This is a genomic window from Stenotrophomonas sp. Ste86 (assembly GCF_024519465.1).
Lineage (GTDB): Bacteria > Pseudomonadota > Gammaproteobacteria > Xanthomonadales > Xanthomonadaceae > Stenotrophomonas.
The window spans coordinates 232,253-246,011 of the sequence record NZ_JALJRW010000002.1; the positions used below are offsets into that span (position 1 = coordinate 232,253).

Sequence of the window (13,759 nt, forward strand, 5' to 3'; positions counted from 1 at the left end):
ATGAGTACCACCGTGATTGATACCACCATCGCCACGGCCGAGGCACAGGTGCTGCAGCTGCTGTTGGCGCAGGACGTGGACGCACTGCAGGCCTGGCTGTCGCCCTCGTTGTTCTTCAGTGACGGGGCAGGGCAGTGGCTGGGCGCCCATCCCTGCCTCACGGGGTGGTCAACCGGGCAGCTGCGGATCACCGCGCTCGAGCAGGCCGCAGTGGAGTCACTGGTGTGCGGGCAGCTGACCCTGGTATCCAGCGACGTGCGGCTGCGGTATGCCGACGCGGCCGGCGAACACGCGCGCGCGCTGCGCCTGCTGCGGGTGTGGGCAAGTGCATCGAACGCCGCCGGCGTGCACCTGCTGTCGATCGCACTGCTGCCGCCGCGCGCGGTCTGAACCGATGCCGCAGCCCGTGGAGTCAGGGCTGCTTCACCTCCCGCAGCAGCCTGCGGGCTAGGATGTTTGGCTGATCGCAACAACCGCAAGGAGTCCAACATGCGTGCATCCCCATGGCTTTTGAGCCTGGCCATCGCGGCCGGACTGAGTGCCTGCCAGCCCGCGCAGCAGGGCGACGGCGCCGCGTCGGCAGGCGCTGCAAGCGAAGCACCGCCACCGCCGGCCGCCGCGACCACCGATGAGCGCAGCTATGCTTTCCAGTGCGGCGATGTGGCCGTGCACGCGACCTATCGCGGCCAGGATTCGGCCACGGTGGTGGTGGGCGAGCGGACCTATGCGATGTCTTCGGAGGTCGCCGCCTCCGGTGCCAAATACGGCGACGGGCAGGGCAACACGTTCTGGACCAAGGGCACCACCGAAGGCACGCTCAGCCTGAAGGGTGAGGCCGATCGCATCTGCACCGGCTCGGGCGAAGAAGGCGCGGCAGCGCCCGCGCCCGCCGCTGGAAGCACGGCCCATGCGGGCTTCCGCGCGACCGGCAACGAGCCCGGCTGGGTAGCCGAAGTCCCCGCGGGTGCAACGCCAAGCCTGCGCGTGGAAACCGACTACGGGCAGCGCACCTTCGAGATCCCCACCCCGACCCAAGGCAAGGATGGCTGGTCTGGCAAGGCCGCCGATGGCACCGATATCAAGCTGACCTTCCAGCGCACGGTCTGCCAGGACGACATGAGCGGGCAGACGTTCGGGACCACGGCGATGCTGACCGTGGGCGCGCGGCAGTACCACGGCTGTGGGGATTTCGCCGGCGCGCCTGCGCTGGCGGCCAAGCCGTAACCGCTGGGCGGGTCAGCGCACGTCCTGCGGGCGGCAGTGATCCGGCGCGACGTCGGTGAACAGGTCGTAGCGGTTGCCCACGCCGATCAACGCCTCGCGCAGGGCGCAATCCGCATGGTGACGTTCGTACAGATCGGCGAAGATCCGTTCGCGGCCCTGGCAATAGCGTTTGTCGGCGGCCTCAAGCTCGACGCGACGTTCTTGGTCGTAGGCTTCTTCACCCGCGAAATGCTGGCAGGTGTTTTCGCGCTCAAGAAACGCGCGGACATCGGCGGGCATCGCGCAGTAGATGCGGATGTCGTCCACATCACCGATGTCGTTGGATACCTCGCAGCCAGCGTTGGCGCGCGCGCGCTCGAGCTCGTCCAGATCCGGCATGCCGATGTTGGCGTCGGCCTCGATCAGCGGGTTTTCCGTCGCCGGCGATTGGGCCGGGATTTCCGGTGCGGCGACGGCCTCCTTGCCGACCGCGGGCGAGGCGGCATCCACCCCGTCCACAGTGCCGTCCGCTGCCCGCGGCGAACACGCCGCGAGCAGGGACAGGCAAGCCAGCAGGGCGATGCACTTAGTCGGCACGGCCGGCGAATTCACCGGTGGCGGTGTTGACCAGCACGCGTTCGCCGTTGGCGATGTACTCCGGCACCATGATCTCGATCCCGGTGCTGAGCTTGGCCGGCTTCGGACGCTTGGTGGCGGTGCCCCCCTTCATTTCCGGCGGGGTCTCGACCACTTCCAGCACCACACTGGTCGGCAGCTGCACGCCCACCGGGGTTTCGTCGATCACCTGCACGTAGATACCCGTCAGGCCGTCGGTGATGTAGCCGGCGTCATCGCCCAGCACGTCGGCATCGACCATGTACGGGGTGTAGTCCTCGTCGTCCAGGAATACGAACGCATCGCCGTCCTTGTAGGAATAGGTGGACTGGCGGCGCAGCAGCTCGACTTCCGGCAGGTTGTCGTCGGCGTCGAAGCTGGCATCGAGCTTGTTGCCGCCCGGCACGCTATACATGATGAAGCGGAAGCGGACATTGCCGCCGCGGCCCTGCGGCGAGCTGCGTTCGATGTCGCGGATCTGGTAGACGCCGTTGTTGTACTCGACGACGTTGCCTTTCTTGATGTCGTTGGCTTTCATGGACTGAAGGTCGGTTCGTGGGAGGTGGCGGGCACCATGCCGGGTGCCCTGCGGTGTCCGCCGCTACGGCGGACGTGCTTACTTGGGTGCCAGGCGCACCGCACCGTCCAGGCGGATGGTCTCGCCGTTGAGGTAGGTGTTGCCGAGGATATGGCCGACCAGGCCGGCGAAGTCGTCCGGCTTGCCCAGGCGCGGCGGGAACGGGATCGACGCGGCCAGTGATTCCTGCACGGCCGGCGGCATGCCATCGACCATCGGGGTCCAGAAGATGCCCGGGGCGATGGTCATCACGCGGATGCCGAAGCGCGACAGTTCGCGTGCCATCGGCAGGGTCATACTGACCACGCCGCCCTTGGACGCGGCATAGGCGGCCTGGCCGATCTGGCCTTCGTAGGCGGCGACGCTGGCGGTGTTGATGATCACCCCGCGCTCGCCGTCGTCGCCGGGCGTGTTGTGCTGCATGCGGTTGGCGGCGGCCTTGGCGACGTTGAAGCTGCCAACCAGGTTGACCATCACCGTGTTCTGGAAGCTGGCCAGTGGCATCGGGGCCTCTTTGCCCAGCACGCGCCCGGCGCCGAGGATGCCGGCGCAGCTGATCGCCGCATTGAGGCCGCCGAGGAAGTCGTGCGCGGCATCGATCTGCGCCGCCACGGCCGCTTCATCGCTCACATTGGTGGTGAAATAGCGGGCGTTGGCCTCGCCCAGTTCGGCCACGGCGGCCGCGCCCTTGTCGTCGTTGAGGTCGAACAGGGCGACTTTGGCGCCGTGTGCCACCAGGTACTGGGCCACGGACAGGCCCAGGCCGGAGACGCCGCCGGTGATGACGGCGCGGACAGAAGACAGCTGCATTGCGTGTTTCCGCTGGTTCAAGAACCGCCGATTCTAGCGGAAGCCGGCGCTGTCGCCGTTGTGCGCTGCGCGCGGCGCTCAGTGGCGCTGCGCCAGGCGCCGTGCGAACTCGTCCGGCGCCAGCCCGGGCGCAAACAGGAAGCCTTGGCCCACGGCCACTCCCAGCCCCTGCAGGAACTGCCGCTGCGGCTCCGATTCGATGCCTTCGGCGACCAGCCCCAGGCCCAGGCTGCGCGCAATGCCGCAGACCGCTTCGCACACCGCAACGTCCGAGCGGTTGCCGGGCACGCCCTCGACGAACAGCTGGCTGAGCTTGAGCCCGTGGATCGGCAGCCGGCGCAGGTAGTTGAGGGCGCTGTAGCCCTCGCCGAAATCGTCGATGGTCAGCAGCACGCCCATCTCGCGCAGGCGCGCGAAGGTCTGCAGGGTGTCCGGGGCATCCTCGATCAGCACCCGTTCGGTGAACTCCAGCTCCAGCGCGGTGCCGGGCAGGCCGAATTCGTCCAGCACCTGGCCCACGTTGCGGGCCAGGTCCTCGCCGACGAACTGGCGGTAGGACACATTGACCGCCACCCGCACGATGCCCAGCCCGGCATCCTGCCACGTCCGCACCTGTCGGCACGCCTCGCGCAGCACCCACAAGCCTATCCGCACGATGTCGCCGGTGCTTTCGGCGTGCCCGATGAAGATGTCCGGGCGCAGCTCGCCCAGCTGCGAGTTGCGCCAGCGGATCAACGCTTCGGCGGCCACCAGCTGGCCGTTGTGCAGGTTGACCTGCGGCTGGTAGACCAGGTGGAACTCGTCATCGTCCAGCGCACGGTGCAGGCGGCTTTCGATCTGCAGCCGGTCGTTCTGGCGCTGCGCCAGTTCCGGGGAAAACACCTGCCAGCCGTTGCGGGTGCGGCGCTTGCAGTCGTACATGGCGATGTCTGCGTTCTGGATCAGCTGCTGCGGACGCAGCCCGTCCTGCGGCGCGCGCGCGATGCCGATGCTGGTGGTCACCGCGAACTCGTCGGCCCCGAAGCGGAATGGGGTGCTGAAGCCGCGGGTGATCGCCTCGGCCAGGCGCTCGGGCTGGTCGGCCTGGTCGCGGGTGTCGCAGATCACCAGGAACTCGTCGCCGCCAAAACGCGCCAGCAGGCCTTCGGTACCGATCGCGGTGGCGATGCGGCGGGTGGCATCGATCAGCAGTTCGTCGCCAGCGTTGTGACCGAGCAGGTCGTTGACGGTCTTGAAGCGGTCCAGGTCGATGTACAGCACCGCCACCTGGCAATGGGTGGGGTTGGCCATGCGCGTGGCCAGGTCGTTGAGCACCGCATCGCGGTTCATGATGCCGGTGAGCGGGTCGGTGCGGGCCTGGATGCGCAGGGTTTCCTCGGCCTGCTTGCGCGCGGTGATGTCCTGCACGGTGCCGGCGATGCGTGCGGCGTTGACGTCACCGGGCTCGGCCTCGCCGATCATGCGCACCCAGAACGAGTGCCCGTCGCCGCGCTGGCCCTGCAGTTCCAACTCGAACGGCACCTGCCGGTCGATCACGTCCAGCAGCGCCTGCTGCAGCTGCGAGCGATCATCCAGGCGCAGGCATTCCAGCAGGTGCGCCATGTCGGTGAGCGGCAGCGACTGGCCGAGGATGCGGCTGGCCTCGTCGGTCAGGTACAGGCGCTGCAGGCCGCGATCCCATTCCCAGCCGCCGATGTGCGCCAGCGACTGGGCGCGGTCGAACAGGGCGTTGTTGCGCTTGAGCTCGGTGATGTCGCTGAACAGCCCGAACACGTGGTCCGGGCAATCGCGGCCGGTGCCGAACACCGGCACGTTGGTGGTGGAGATCCAGATCATGCGCCCGCGCGGGCGGTGGTACAGCCCAACGATGGTGCTGCGGATGGTGCGCCCGGTGCGCAGCGACACCGCGGCCGGCCACTGCTCGCGGGTGAGCGGGTGGCCATGTTCGTCCACGCAGATCCAGTCGTCCGGGGCCAGCATCGCCTGCAGGCTGCCACCGTTGCCGCCCATGCCGAGGATGCGATGCGCGGCCGGGTTGGCCGAGACCACGCGCAGGTGGGTATCGAACAGGACCACGCCCTTGTCGATGGATTCCATCAGCAACCGGTAGCGCGATTCGGCCTGCCAGCGGCTGCTGAGGTCACGCGCCACCGCCACGATGCAGTGCTCGCCCTGGTGCTCGAAGCCGGCCGAATGCACTTCCACGGGGAAGCGGCTGCCATCGCCGCGCATGTTGGTCACCTCGATGACGTAGGTCTCATCGCGGCGCAGGGCTTCCCAGACCGGGTCGAGGTGATCGTTGGGCAGGTCCGGGTTCAACAGTTCGATCGGCTGGCCGACGATCTCCTCGCGCGGCCGTCCGTAGGCGCGCACGCCGGCCTTGTTGAGGTCCAGCACCACGCCGGTTTGGCTGAGGATGCTGACCGGGTCGGGCACCGCGTCGAACAGCGCGGCGTAGCGGCGCAGCGCCAGCTGGCGCTCGTCCATGGCCTGGGTAAGGGCCTGCTGCACCTCGTGCAGCAGGCGGCGCAGGCCCTGTTCGTCCGGCGGCTGCGCCAGGGCGCGATCCAGGGCGGCCAGCGCGTGGACGTGGGCGGTGAGATGGTCACCGACCGCGACGTCCCTGCGCGGGCCGCTGCGGCTCATGTGGCCGCCAGCGCCTTGCCGGTCTTGCTGCCGGTCTGCCGGCCCAGGCGTGCGGCGAGCCAGCGGCCGGTGGTGGCCAGCGCTGGCAGGTCGATACCCGTGCGCATGCCGATGCCGTGCAGGAGGTACACCACGTCTTCGCTGGCGACGTTGCCGCTGGCTCCCTTGGCATAGGGGCAGCCGCCGGCGCCGGATACGGCCGAATCGACCACGCGCACGCCTTCCTCCAGGCAGGCATCGATGTTGGCCAGCGCCTGTCCGTAGGTGTCGTGGAAGTGCACCGCCAGCGCGGCCATCGGCACCTCGGCGGCGACCGCATGCAGCATCGCCCGCGCCTTGCGCGGGGTGCCCACGCCGATGGTGTCGCCCAGCGAAATTTCGTAACAGCCCATGTCATGCAGCGCACGTGCCACGCGGACCACTTCGCTCACCGCGACCTCGCCCTGGTACGGGCAGCCGAGCACGGTGGAGACGTAGCCGCGCACCTTCACCCCGTCGGCTTGGGCGCGCGCCAGGATCGGCGCGAAACGTGCCAGCGATTCGTCGATACCGGCGTTGGTGTTGGTGCGGTTGAAGGTTTCCGAGGCGGCGGTGAACACGGCCACTTCCTCCACGCCGACCGCGCGTGCCCGATCGTAGCCCTGTTCGTTGGGGACCAGCACCGGATAGGCGATGCCGGGGCGGCGCTCGATGCCGGCGTAGACCTCGGCGGCATCGGCCAGCTGCGGCACCCAGCGCGGACTGACGAAACTGGTGGCCTCGATGCTGCGCAGGCCGGTCAGCGACAACTGCCGGATCAGTTCGATCTTGTCGGCGGTGGATACCGGCTGTGCTTCGTTCTGCAGACCATCGCGCGGGCCCACTTCGACGATGCGGACGAAATCATCCATGGCGGGCCTCCCGGCGGACGGGCAGGCGCACAGCAGGCAGCAGAACGGGCAGGAGTCGGATCACAGGAGTACCAGAAGAAGGGAGGCGGCCCACGGTCCCCGGCAGGCCACGAAAGGGGGATACGCGGGATGGGCGACAAAGCGGCCAGCCCGCGGTGGATGACAGGGTCGCCCCGGGGTGGGCGCCGGGCGTTCAGCCGGGGCGTTGGCAGACCGCTTCGATGTTGTTGCCGTCCGGGTCCAGCACGAACGCCCCGTAGTAATCGGGGTGGTAATGCTCGCGGATGCCCGGCGCGCCGTTGTCGCGCCCGCCGGCGGCCAGCGCGGCCTGGTGGAAGGCATCCACCTCGGCGCGGCTGCCTGCGCTGAAGGCCACATGCACCCCGCCATGGGCGCCGGGCGCGTTGCCGATCCAGAAGTCCGGCTTGCCGGTGCGGCCGAAGCCGGCATGGTCGTGGTCGCCGGTCTGGGCGGCGCTGACCTGCATCACCACGGTGATCCCCAGCGGGGCCAGGGCCTGCTGGAAGAAGCTGAGGCTGCGCGGGAAGTCGGCGCAGCGGATACCGATATGGTCGAGCATGATGACGTCCTTCAGTCCTGGGTGACCCAATGCGGGGCGCGCTTGTCCAGGAAGGCGCCCAGGCCCTCCTGGCCCTCGGCCGACACCCGCAGGCGCGCAATCAGCGCGGCATTGTCGCGGTCCAGCGCGTCGCGGTCGCGGCCGATGCCGACCCGGCGCACCAGTTCCTTGGCCGAGGCCGAGGCGATCGGGCCGGCCTTGTCGAGCAGACCGATCTGGCGCTGCACGGCTTCATCAATGCGTTCAGGTTCGATCAGCTGGTGGACCAAGCCGATCCGCAGCGCGGTGTCCGCATCGAAATGCTCGCCGGTGGCGAACCAGCGGCGCGCCTGGCGCGAGCCGATGGCGTCGATCACGTAGGGTGAGATCACCGCCGGCAGCAGGCCCAGCCGGCTTTCGGTCAGGCCGAAGCGGGCGCTGGTGCTGGCGATGGCGATGTCGCAGCAGGCGACCAGGCCGACCCCGCCACCGAAGGCGGCGCCCTGCACGCGGGCGATGGTGGGCTTGGGCAGCTCGTCCAGGGTGCGCATCAGCTGGGCCAGGGCCAGCGAGTCCTGGCGGTTGTCCTCCTCGCTGGCAGCGGCCATGCCTCGCATCCACTGCATGTCCGCGCCCGCCGAAAACGAGGCGCCCTGGCCGGCCAGCACCACCACGCGCACGTGTTCATCGCGCCCGGCCGCCTCCAGTGCGGCGGTCAGCTGGGCGATCAGTGCCGCATCGAAGGCGTTGTGCAGGGTGGGGCGGTTCAGCCAAAGGGTCAGCACCGAGGCGCTGCGTTCTATCCGTAGTGCATCACTCATGGGAACCTGCGATTACTCCATACATGTACGAATCATAGCGGGCCATCGGTCACGGGCAATGACGCGGCGCGGCGATGCTAGAATTGAGAACCATTCTGATTGGCAAGAAGGCGCTCCGTGACGTTGTCCGATCTGCCGCTGCACGATTCCGCCCTGGTGGAGTCGGTGCGGGACCTGCACGCAAACGATGCCATCGCCCGTCGCCTCCGCGAGCTGGGCTTCGTCAAGGGTGAAGACGTGCGTCTTGTCGCCCGCGGCCCGGTGGGTGGCGAGCCGCTGCTGGTACAGGTCGGTTTCACCCGTTTCGCCCTGCGCCGCAGCGAAGCCAGCCGCATCGAGATCACCGCGATCCCGGCCGGAGCGGGCGCATGAGCGCTGCCGCATCCCTGCGCGTCGCCCTGGTCGGCAACCCCAACAGTGGCAAGACCGCGCTGTTCAACCAGCTCACCGGCAGCCGCCAGAAGGTGGCCAATTACACCGGCGTGACCGTGGAGCGCAAGGAAGGCCGCCTGCGTGCACCGTCCGGCCGCGAGTTCGCCGTGCTCGACCTGCCCGGCGCCTACAGCCTGCAGCCGGCCAGCCTGGACGAGGCGATCACCCGCGACCTGTGTCGGGGCTTCTACCCGGGCGAGGCCGCACCGGATGTGCTGCTGTGCGTGATCGATGCGACCAACCTGCGCCTGCACCTGCGCTTCGCGCTGGAACTGCGCGAGTTGGGCAAGCCGATGATCGTGGCGCTGAACATGGTCGATGCGGCGCAGCGGCGTGGCATCAAGATCGACGTGCCCGCGCTGGAACAGGCTCTCGGGGTGCCGGTGGTGGAAACCGTGGCGGTGCGCCGCAACGGCGCCCAGGCGCTGGTCGAGCGGCTCGATGCGATGGTGCCGCACCTGCAGGCACCGGTCGCGGTGCCGGCCGGCGAGGCCGACTACCACGCCCAGGTGCGCGGCATCCTGGCCGCCTCGGTGAGCATGCCCACGCGCACGGCCAGGATCGATGACGCGCTGGACCGCTGGCTGTTGCACCCGGTGTTCGGGCTGCTGACGCTGGTGGTGGTGATGTTCCTGATCTTCCAGGCCGTGTTTGCCTGGGCCACGCCGCTGATGGATGGCATCGAGGCCGGCTTCGGCTGGCTCGGCGAGCACGTCGGCGCGGTGCTGCCGGAAGGCCCGTTGTCCAGTCTGCTCACCGACGGCATCATCGCCGGCGTCGGCGGAGTGGTGGTATTCCTGCCGCAGATCCTGATCCTGTTCGCTTTCATCCTGGCCCTGGAAGAATCCGGGTACCTGCCGCGCGCGGCGTTCCTGCTGGACCGCATGATGGCCTCGGCGGGCCTGTCCGGGCGCTCGTTCATCCCGCTGCTGTCCAGCTTCGCCTGCGCGGTGCCCGGCATCATGGCCACCCGCAGCATCCAGGACCCGCGCGATCGCCTGGCCACCATCCTGGTGGCGCCGCTGATGACCTGTTCGGCGCGCCTGCCGGTGTATGCGCTGCTGATCGGTGCGTTCATCCCGCAGAAGACCTTGTGGGGCTTCGTCAGCCAGCAGGGGCTGGTGCTGTTCGGCCTGTACGTGGCCGGGATTCTCAGCGCGCTGGCGATGTCGTGGGTGATGAAGAAGTGGCGCCGCGACAAGAGCGAGCATCCGCTGATGCTGGAGCTGCCGTCCTACCGCATCCCGCACCCGCGCGACCTGGCGGTGGGCCTGTACGAGCGCGGCATGATCTTCCTCAAGCGCGTGGGCGGCATCATCCTGTCGCTGACCATCCTGCTGTGGGTGCTGCTGAAATTCCCGGCCGCACCGCCCGGGGCGACCATGCCGGCGATCGACTACAGCTTTGCCGGCCAGCTCGGCCATGCGATGGCGGTGATCTTCGCACCGCTGGGCTTCAACTGGCAGATCTGCATCGCGCTGATCCCGGGCATGGGCGCGCGCGAAGTGGCGGTGTCCTCGCTGGCCACGATCTACGCACTGTCGGCCGCCGATGACGACGCCGCGATCCAGGCGCTGACCCCGGTAGTCGCCAATGGCTGGTCGCTGGCCACCGGCCTGTCGCTGCTGGTGTGGTTCATCTATGCGCCGATGTGCATTTCCACCCTGGCCACGATCAAGCGCGAGACCAACTCCTGGAAGCAGGTCGGCTTTGCCACCTTCTACCTGTTCGCGGCGGCCTACATCGCCGCGCTGGTCACCTACCAGGTGACCGTGGCGCTGGGCGGCGGCTGATGGGCGCCGGCCTGCTGCTGCAGTACATCGTGGTCGCGCTGATCGTGCTGTTCAGCGCGTGGGTGGTGCTGAAAAAGCAGTTCCCCGGTGTCGTGCGCACGGTGCGCGGCGCGATCGCGCTGGGACTGGTCAAGCCGCAGCGTGCCGCGTGGCTGCAGACGCTGGGGCGGAAGATCGCCCCGCCCGCTACCGGTAGTGCCGGGGCGTGCGGCGGCTGCGACAGCTGCGGACCGAGCACGCCGAAGCAGCATTGAGTCGGCGCGCCTGTCGCGCCCTCATCGGTAGAGCCCCGCGACGCTGGGCTGGAAGGCGCCGAAGCACCCAATGCCGGTAGAGCCACGCCATGCGTGGCTGGCAGGTGTCCGCACGCCGGAACGGAGGGCAGCCACGCATGGCGTGGCTCTACCACGGCCATTTCACCTGGCCTGGCGGCCCGGTCGCTCGGCCTGTTGCAACCACGCAGCGCGCTGGGCTGGCAGGCGCCGACGTACCCAATGCCGGTAGAGCCCCGCCATGCGTGGCTTGCAGATGCCGATGTGCCGAATCCCGGTAGAGCCACGCCATGCGTGGCTGGCAGGTGTCCGCACGCCGGAACGGAGGGCAGCCACGCATGGCGTGGCTCTACCACGGCCATTTCACCTGGCCTGGCGGCCCTGTCGCTCGGCCTGTCGCAGCCACGTATCACGCTGCGCCGAGGTGCTGCTGCGCACCGGCCCGAACGCGGTGATCTTCACCGGCTTGATCCCGCAGAATTCCAGGATCGTCCGCCGCACCTGCTGGTGCCCCGGCATACGGTACACCCAGCGGTAATACCAGGGCGGGGTATCCATCGTGGTCAGCACGCGCGCGCTGCGTCCGGCCAGCAGCCGGTCCCACCACACCGAATCCTTGCGATAGCGGAACGCCACGCCCGGCAGGAAGGCGCGGTCGAAAAACCCCTTCAACAGGGCCGGCATGCCACCCCACCAGGTCGGGTACACCAGCACCAGGTGCTGGCAGTCCGCGATGGCCGCGTTGATCTGCTGCAGGGCCGGTTCCAGCGGCTGGATCTGGCGGTAGCCGTGGCGCAGGATCGGGTCGAAGTCGACCTCGCCCAGTGCGAACAGCTGCACGCGGTGGCCGGCCGCCACGGCGGCCTGCCGGTAGCGCTCGGCCAGGGCACCGCACAGGCTGTCGCGGTCGGGGTGGCCAAGCAGGATGACGATCGATCGGGACATGGGGGCGCTCGCGGAAAGAGCGCGCAGGCTACGGTCTGCCCCATGGGGCAGAGTCAAGCGGCGCGGCAGTCGCCAGCGGCCATGCACGCATCCAAAGCACCGGTGTCACCCTGGCCGATCAACACGACCACCTCGGCCCGAAGCTGGGTCAGCGCCGCATCCAGCTGCTGCAGCCGCTGCATGTCCGCGCGCACGGCCTGCTGCCTGTCCGCCAGCAACGCCTGCACCCGCAGCCAGTCGATGCCGCCATCGTCGCGTCGCAGTGCGGCCACGTCGGCAAGCCGGAAGCCCAGCGCCAGCGCCTGCCGGATCAGCAGCACCAGGTTGAGATCCTGCTCGTTGTAGTCGCGGTAGCGGTTGATCCGCGGCACGGCGTCCAGCAGTCCGCGCGCTTCGTACAGACGGATCGCCTTCTGGCTGGCACCGCTGCGTCGGGCGACCTCGGAGATGCGCATCAGTCGCGCACCAGGCCGCCATCCACCACCAGGTTCTGCCCGGTGACCGCGCGCGACCACGGCGAGGCAAAGAACAGCACCGCATCGGCGAACTCGGCCGGCGTGGTCACGCTGCGCAGCGGGGTGTTGGCGGCGATGTAGTCGAACACCGCCGCCGGCGTGGCCGCGCTGGCATCGGTGCTGCGCAGCAGGCCACCAGAGAGCATGTTCACGGTGATCCCGTCCGGGCCGAGGTCGCCGGCCAGGGTGCGGGTGAGCGACAGCAACGCGGCCTTGGCGGCGGTGTAGTCGTGGTAGGGCACCACCGGATTCTGGAACAGGTTGGTGCCGATATTGATCACGCGCCCGAAACGCTGCGCGCGCATGCCGGGCAGGGCCGCCTGCACCGTGTTCAACGCACCGCGCACGCTGCCCTCGAACTGCGCGCAGAACGCCTGCCAGCCGATCGCATCGGCTTTCGCACGCGCATCGCCATTGAACGAGAACGTCGCCAGCGCATTGTTGACCACGCTGGTGATGTCGCGGCCGAAGTGGGCGCGGGCCCGGGCGAACAGCGCATCGACCTGGTCGCGGTCAGTGACATCGGCGCGCACCGCCAGGGCGTTCGGGCCGACTTCGGCGGCCAGTGCCTGTGCGGCGTCGACGCTGTGCAGGTGGTTGATCACCACCTGTGCGCCCTCGCGGGCGAACGCGCGCGTCACGTGCTGGCCGAGGCCACGGGCACCGCCGGTGACAAGGACGAGTTGCTGCGAAAGCTGCATGGAGGCACGACCGGACGAAGGGGGCGCACAGGGTAGCAAGCGTCCGAGCCCTCGATGCACGCGCGCCGGTAGTGGCACCGGGCGCATGTCCCCCTTGTGCACGCTTGCCAGCACCGGCTAGCCTGCGCGCATGACCACTATCCCTGTTCGCCTGCTCATCCACGGTGCCTCCGGTCGCATGGGCCAGGCCCTGCTGCGGCTGGCCGCCGACACTCCCGACCTGCAGGTCGTCGCTGCGGTGACCCGCCGTTCGCCGGCACAGCGGGTCGTCGACGGCGTGCCGCATTTCGCCAGCAGCGAGCTGGCCGGTGCGCCGCAGTTCGATGTCGCCATCGATTTCAGCCTGCCCGAGGGTTTCGACCCGGTCCTGGCGTTGTGCGTGGAGCGCAAGGCCGGGCTGGTCTCGGGCACCACCGGTATCAGTGAGGCGCAGCGCCAGGCCCTGATCCAAGCCGCCACCGGCATCCCACTGGTCTGGGCGTCCAACTTCAGCCTGGGCGTGGCGGTACTGGAGGAGTTGGTAGAACGCGCGGCTGCCACGCTGGCGGGCTGGGACTGCGACATCGTCGAATCCCACCATGTGCACAAGCAGGATGCACCGTCGGGCACCGCGCTGACCCTGGGCGCGGCGGCGCAGAAGGGCGGGGCGCAGCCGCATTACGCCAGCCTGCGGGCGGGCGACATCGTCGGCGAGCACCTGGTCCAGTTCACCGGGCTGGGCGAGCGCATCGAGCTGACCCACCGCGCCACCAACCGCGACATCTTCGCGCGCGGCGCACTGTTCGCCGCCACCCAGCTGAATGGACGGGCGCCGGGCAGCTACCGGGTTCGCGATCTGTTGGCCGGGGCCATGCCCGCCGCGGGCGGCTGATCTGCGGGCCCCAAAGGCGGCCTGTGCAGGCTCGGCGTCGCTGCCACGGCTGAAGAGGCAAGGCCCCGCTGCCTGAACCCCGGGCGGGCCCGTCACGGCCGTACGCCAG

The 13,759-nt window shown here is 69.1% G+C and carries 16 protein-coding genes; 6 read left to right on the top strand and 10 right to left on the bottom strand.

Annotated features, from left to right (window positions below):
• Together NR101_RS03315 and NR101_RS03320 are read left to right on the top strand one after the other, a co-directional pair.
• A complete protein-coding gene (locus NR101_RS03315; protein WP_256777196.1) occupies positions 1–390 on the top strand; it encodes a nuclear transport factor 2 family protein in 390 nt (129 codons plus the stop codon).
• A 99-nt stretch (positions 391–489) separates the two neighbouring features.
• On the top strand, positions 490–1,224 hold the full coding sequence (locus NR101_RS03320) for an MliC family protein (protein ID WP_256777195.1): 735 nt from the start codon (positions 490–492) through the stop codon (positions 1,222–1,224).
• Between the two features lie 12 nt (positions 1,225–1,236).
• Here the strand turns inward: NR101_RS03320 and NR101_RS03325 are convergent, their stop codons facing one another.
• The 7 genes from NR101_RS03325 to NR101_RS03355 all read right to left on the bottom strand — a co-directional run bounded on the left by NR101_RS03325 (position 1,237) and on the right by NR101_RS03355 (position 8,121).
• Complete coding sequence (locus NR101_RS03325; protein WP_256777194.1) at positions 1,237–1,815, bottom strand: hypothetical protein; 579 nt, start codon at positions 1,813–1,815, stop codon at positions 1,237–1,239.
• Positions 1,790–2,356: an elongation factor P-like protein YeiP gene (yeiP, locus tag NR101_RS03330; protein ID WP_038688595.1), complete on the bottom strand. Its 567-nt coding sequence runs from the start codon at positions 2,354–2,356 to the stop codon at positions 1,790–1,792. The genes NR101_RS03325 and yeiP overlap by 26 nt, the downstream gene beginning before the upstream one ends.
• Before the next feature lie 78 nt (positions 2,357–2,434).
• Positions 2,435–3,205, bottom strand: a complete 771-nt coding sequence (locus NR101_RS03335) for an SDR family NAD(P)-dependent oxidoreductase (RefSeq protein ID WP_256777192.1) — start codon at positions 3,203–3,205, stop codon at positions 2,435–2,437.
• 78 nt (positions 3,206–3,283) lie between these two features.
• Positions 3,284–5,851, bottom strand: coding sequence for an EAL domain-containing protein (locus NR101_RS03340; RefSeq protein WP_256777191.1), 2,568 nt, complete (start codon positions 5,849–5,851; stop codon positions 3,284–3,286).
• The gene (locus tag NR101_RS03345) at positions 5,848–6,741 is read right to left on the bottom strand and encodes a hydroxymethylglutaryl-CoA lyase (protein WP_256777190.1); all 894 of its coding nucleotides are present in this window, start codon (positions 6,739–6,741) and stop codon (positions 5,848–5,850) included. The genes NR101_RS03340 and NR101_RS03345 overlap by 4 nt, the downstream gene beginning before the upstream one ends.
• Positions 6,742–6,934: 193 nt before the next feature.
• Complete coding sequence (locus NR101_RS03350; protein WP_256777189.1) at positions 6,935–7,321, bottom strand: VOC family protein; 387 nt, start codon at positions 7,319–7,321, stop codon at positions 6,935–6,937.
• Positions 7,322–7,332: 11 nt separating this feature from the next.
• On the bottom strand, positions 7,333–8,121 hold the full coding sequence (locus NR101_RS03355) for an enoyl-CoA hydratase-related protein (protein ID WP_256777188.1): 789 nt from the start codon (positions 8,119–8,121) through the stop codon (positions 7,333–7,335).
• Between the two features lie 117 nt (positions 8,122–8,238).
• Between NR101_RS03355 and NR101_RS03360 the strand changes: the two genes are divergently transcribed.
• Genes NR101_RS03360 through NR101_RS03370 form a run of 3 tightly spaced genes read left to right on the top strand, consistent with a single transcriptional unit; the run spans position 8,239 to position 10,600 of the window.
• Positions 8,239–8,493 carry a FeoA family protein gene (locus NR101_RS03360; RefSeq protein WP_256777187.1) on the top strand — a complete coding sequence of 85 codons (255 nt, stop codon included), beginning with the start codon at positions 8,239–8,241 and terminating at the stop codon, positions 8,491–8,493.
• Positions 8,490–10,346, top strand: a complete 1,857-nt coding sequence (feoB, locus tag NR101_RS03365) for a ferrous iron transport protein B (RefSeq protein WP_256777185.1) — start codon at positions 8,490–8,492, stop codon at positions 10,344–10,346. Before NR101_RS03360 ends, feoB begins: the two co-directional genes overlap by 4 nt.
• The gene (locus tag NR101_RS03370; protein WP_256777184.1) at positions 10,346–10,600 is read left to right on the top strand and encodes a DUF6587 family protein; all 255 of its coding nucleotides are present in this window, start codon (positions 10,346–10,348) and stop codon (positions 10,598–10,600) included. The genes feoB and NR101_RS03370 overlap by 1 nt, the downstream gene beginning before the upstream one ends.
• Before the next feature lie 381 nt (positions 10,601–10,981).
• Here the strand turns inward: NR101_RS03370 and NR101_RS03375 are convergent, their stop codons facing one another.
• Genes NR101_RS03375 through NR101_RS03385 form a run of 3 tightly spaced genes read right to left on the bottom strand, consistent with a single transcriptional unit; the run spans position 10,982 to position 12,779 of the window.
• Entirely contained in the window at positions 10,982–11,563 is a 582-nt protein-coding gene (locus NR101_RS03375) for an NAD(P)H-dependent oxidoreductase (protein ID WP_256777183.1), read from the bottom strand.
• 53 nt (positions 11,564–11,616) lie between these two features.
• The gene (locus tag NR101_RS03380) at positions 11,617–12,018 is read right to left on the bottom strand and encodes a MerR family transcriptional regulator (protein WP_256777182.1); all 402 of its coding nucleotides are present in this window, start codon (positions 12,016–12,018) and stop codon (positions 11,617–11,619) included.
• Entirely contained in the window at positions 12,018–12,779 is a 762-nt protein-coding gene (locus tag NR101_RS03385; RefSeq protein ID WP_256777181.1) for a 3-oxoacyl-ACP reductase, read from the bottom strand. Before NR101_RS03385 ends, NR101_RS03380 begins: the two co-directional genes overlap by 1 nt.
• A gap of 130 nt (positions 12,780–12,909) precedes the next feature.
• Here NR101_RS03385 and dapB point away from each other — a divergent pair, with 130 nt between their 5' ends.
• Positions 12,910–13,650, top strand: a complete 741-nt coding sequence (dapB, locus tag NR101_RS03390) for a 4-hydroxy-tetrahydrodipicolinate reductase (RefSeq protein WP_256777180.1) — start codon at positions 12,910–12,912, stop codon at positions 13,648–13,650.
• The last annotated feature ends 109 nt before the right edge of the window (positions 13,651–13,759 follow it).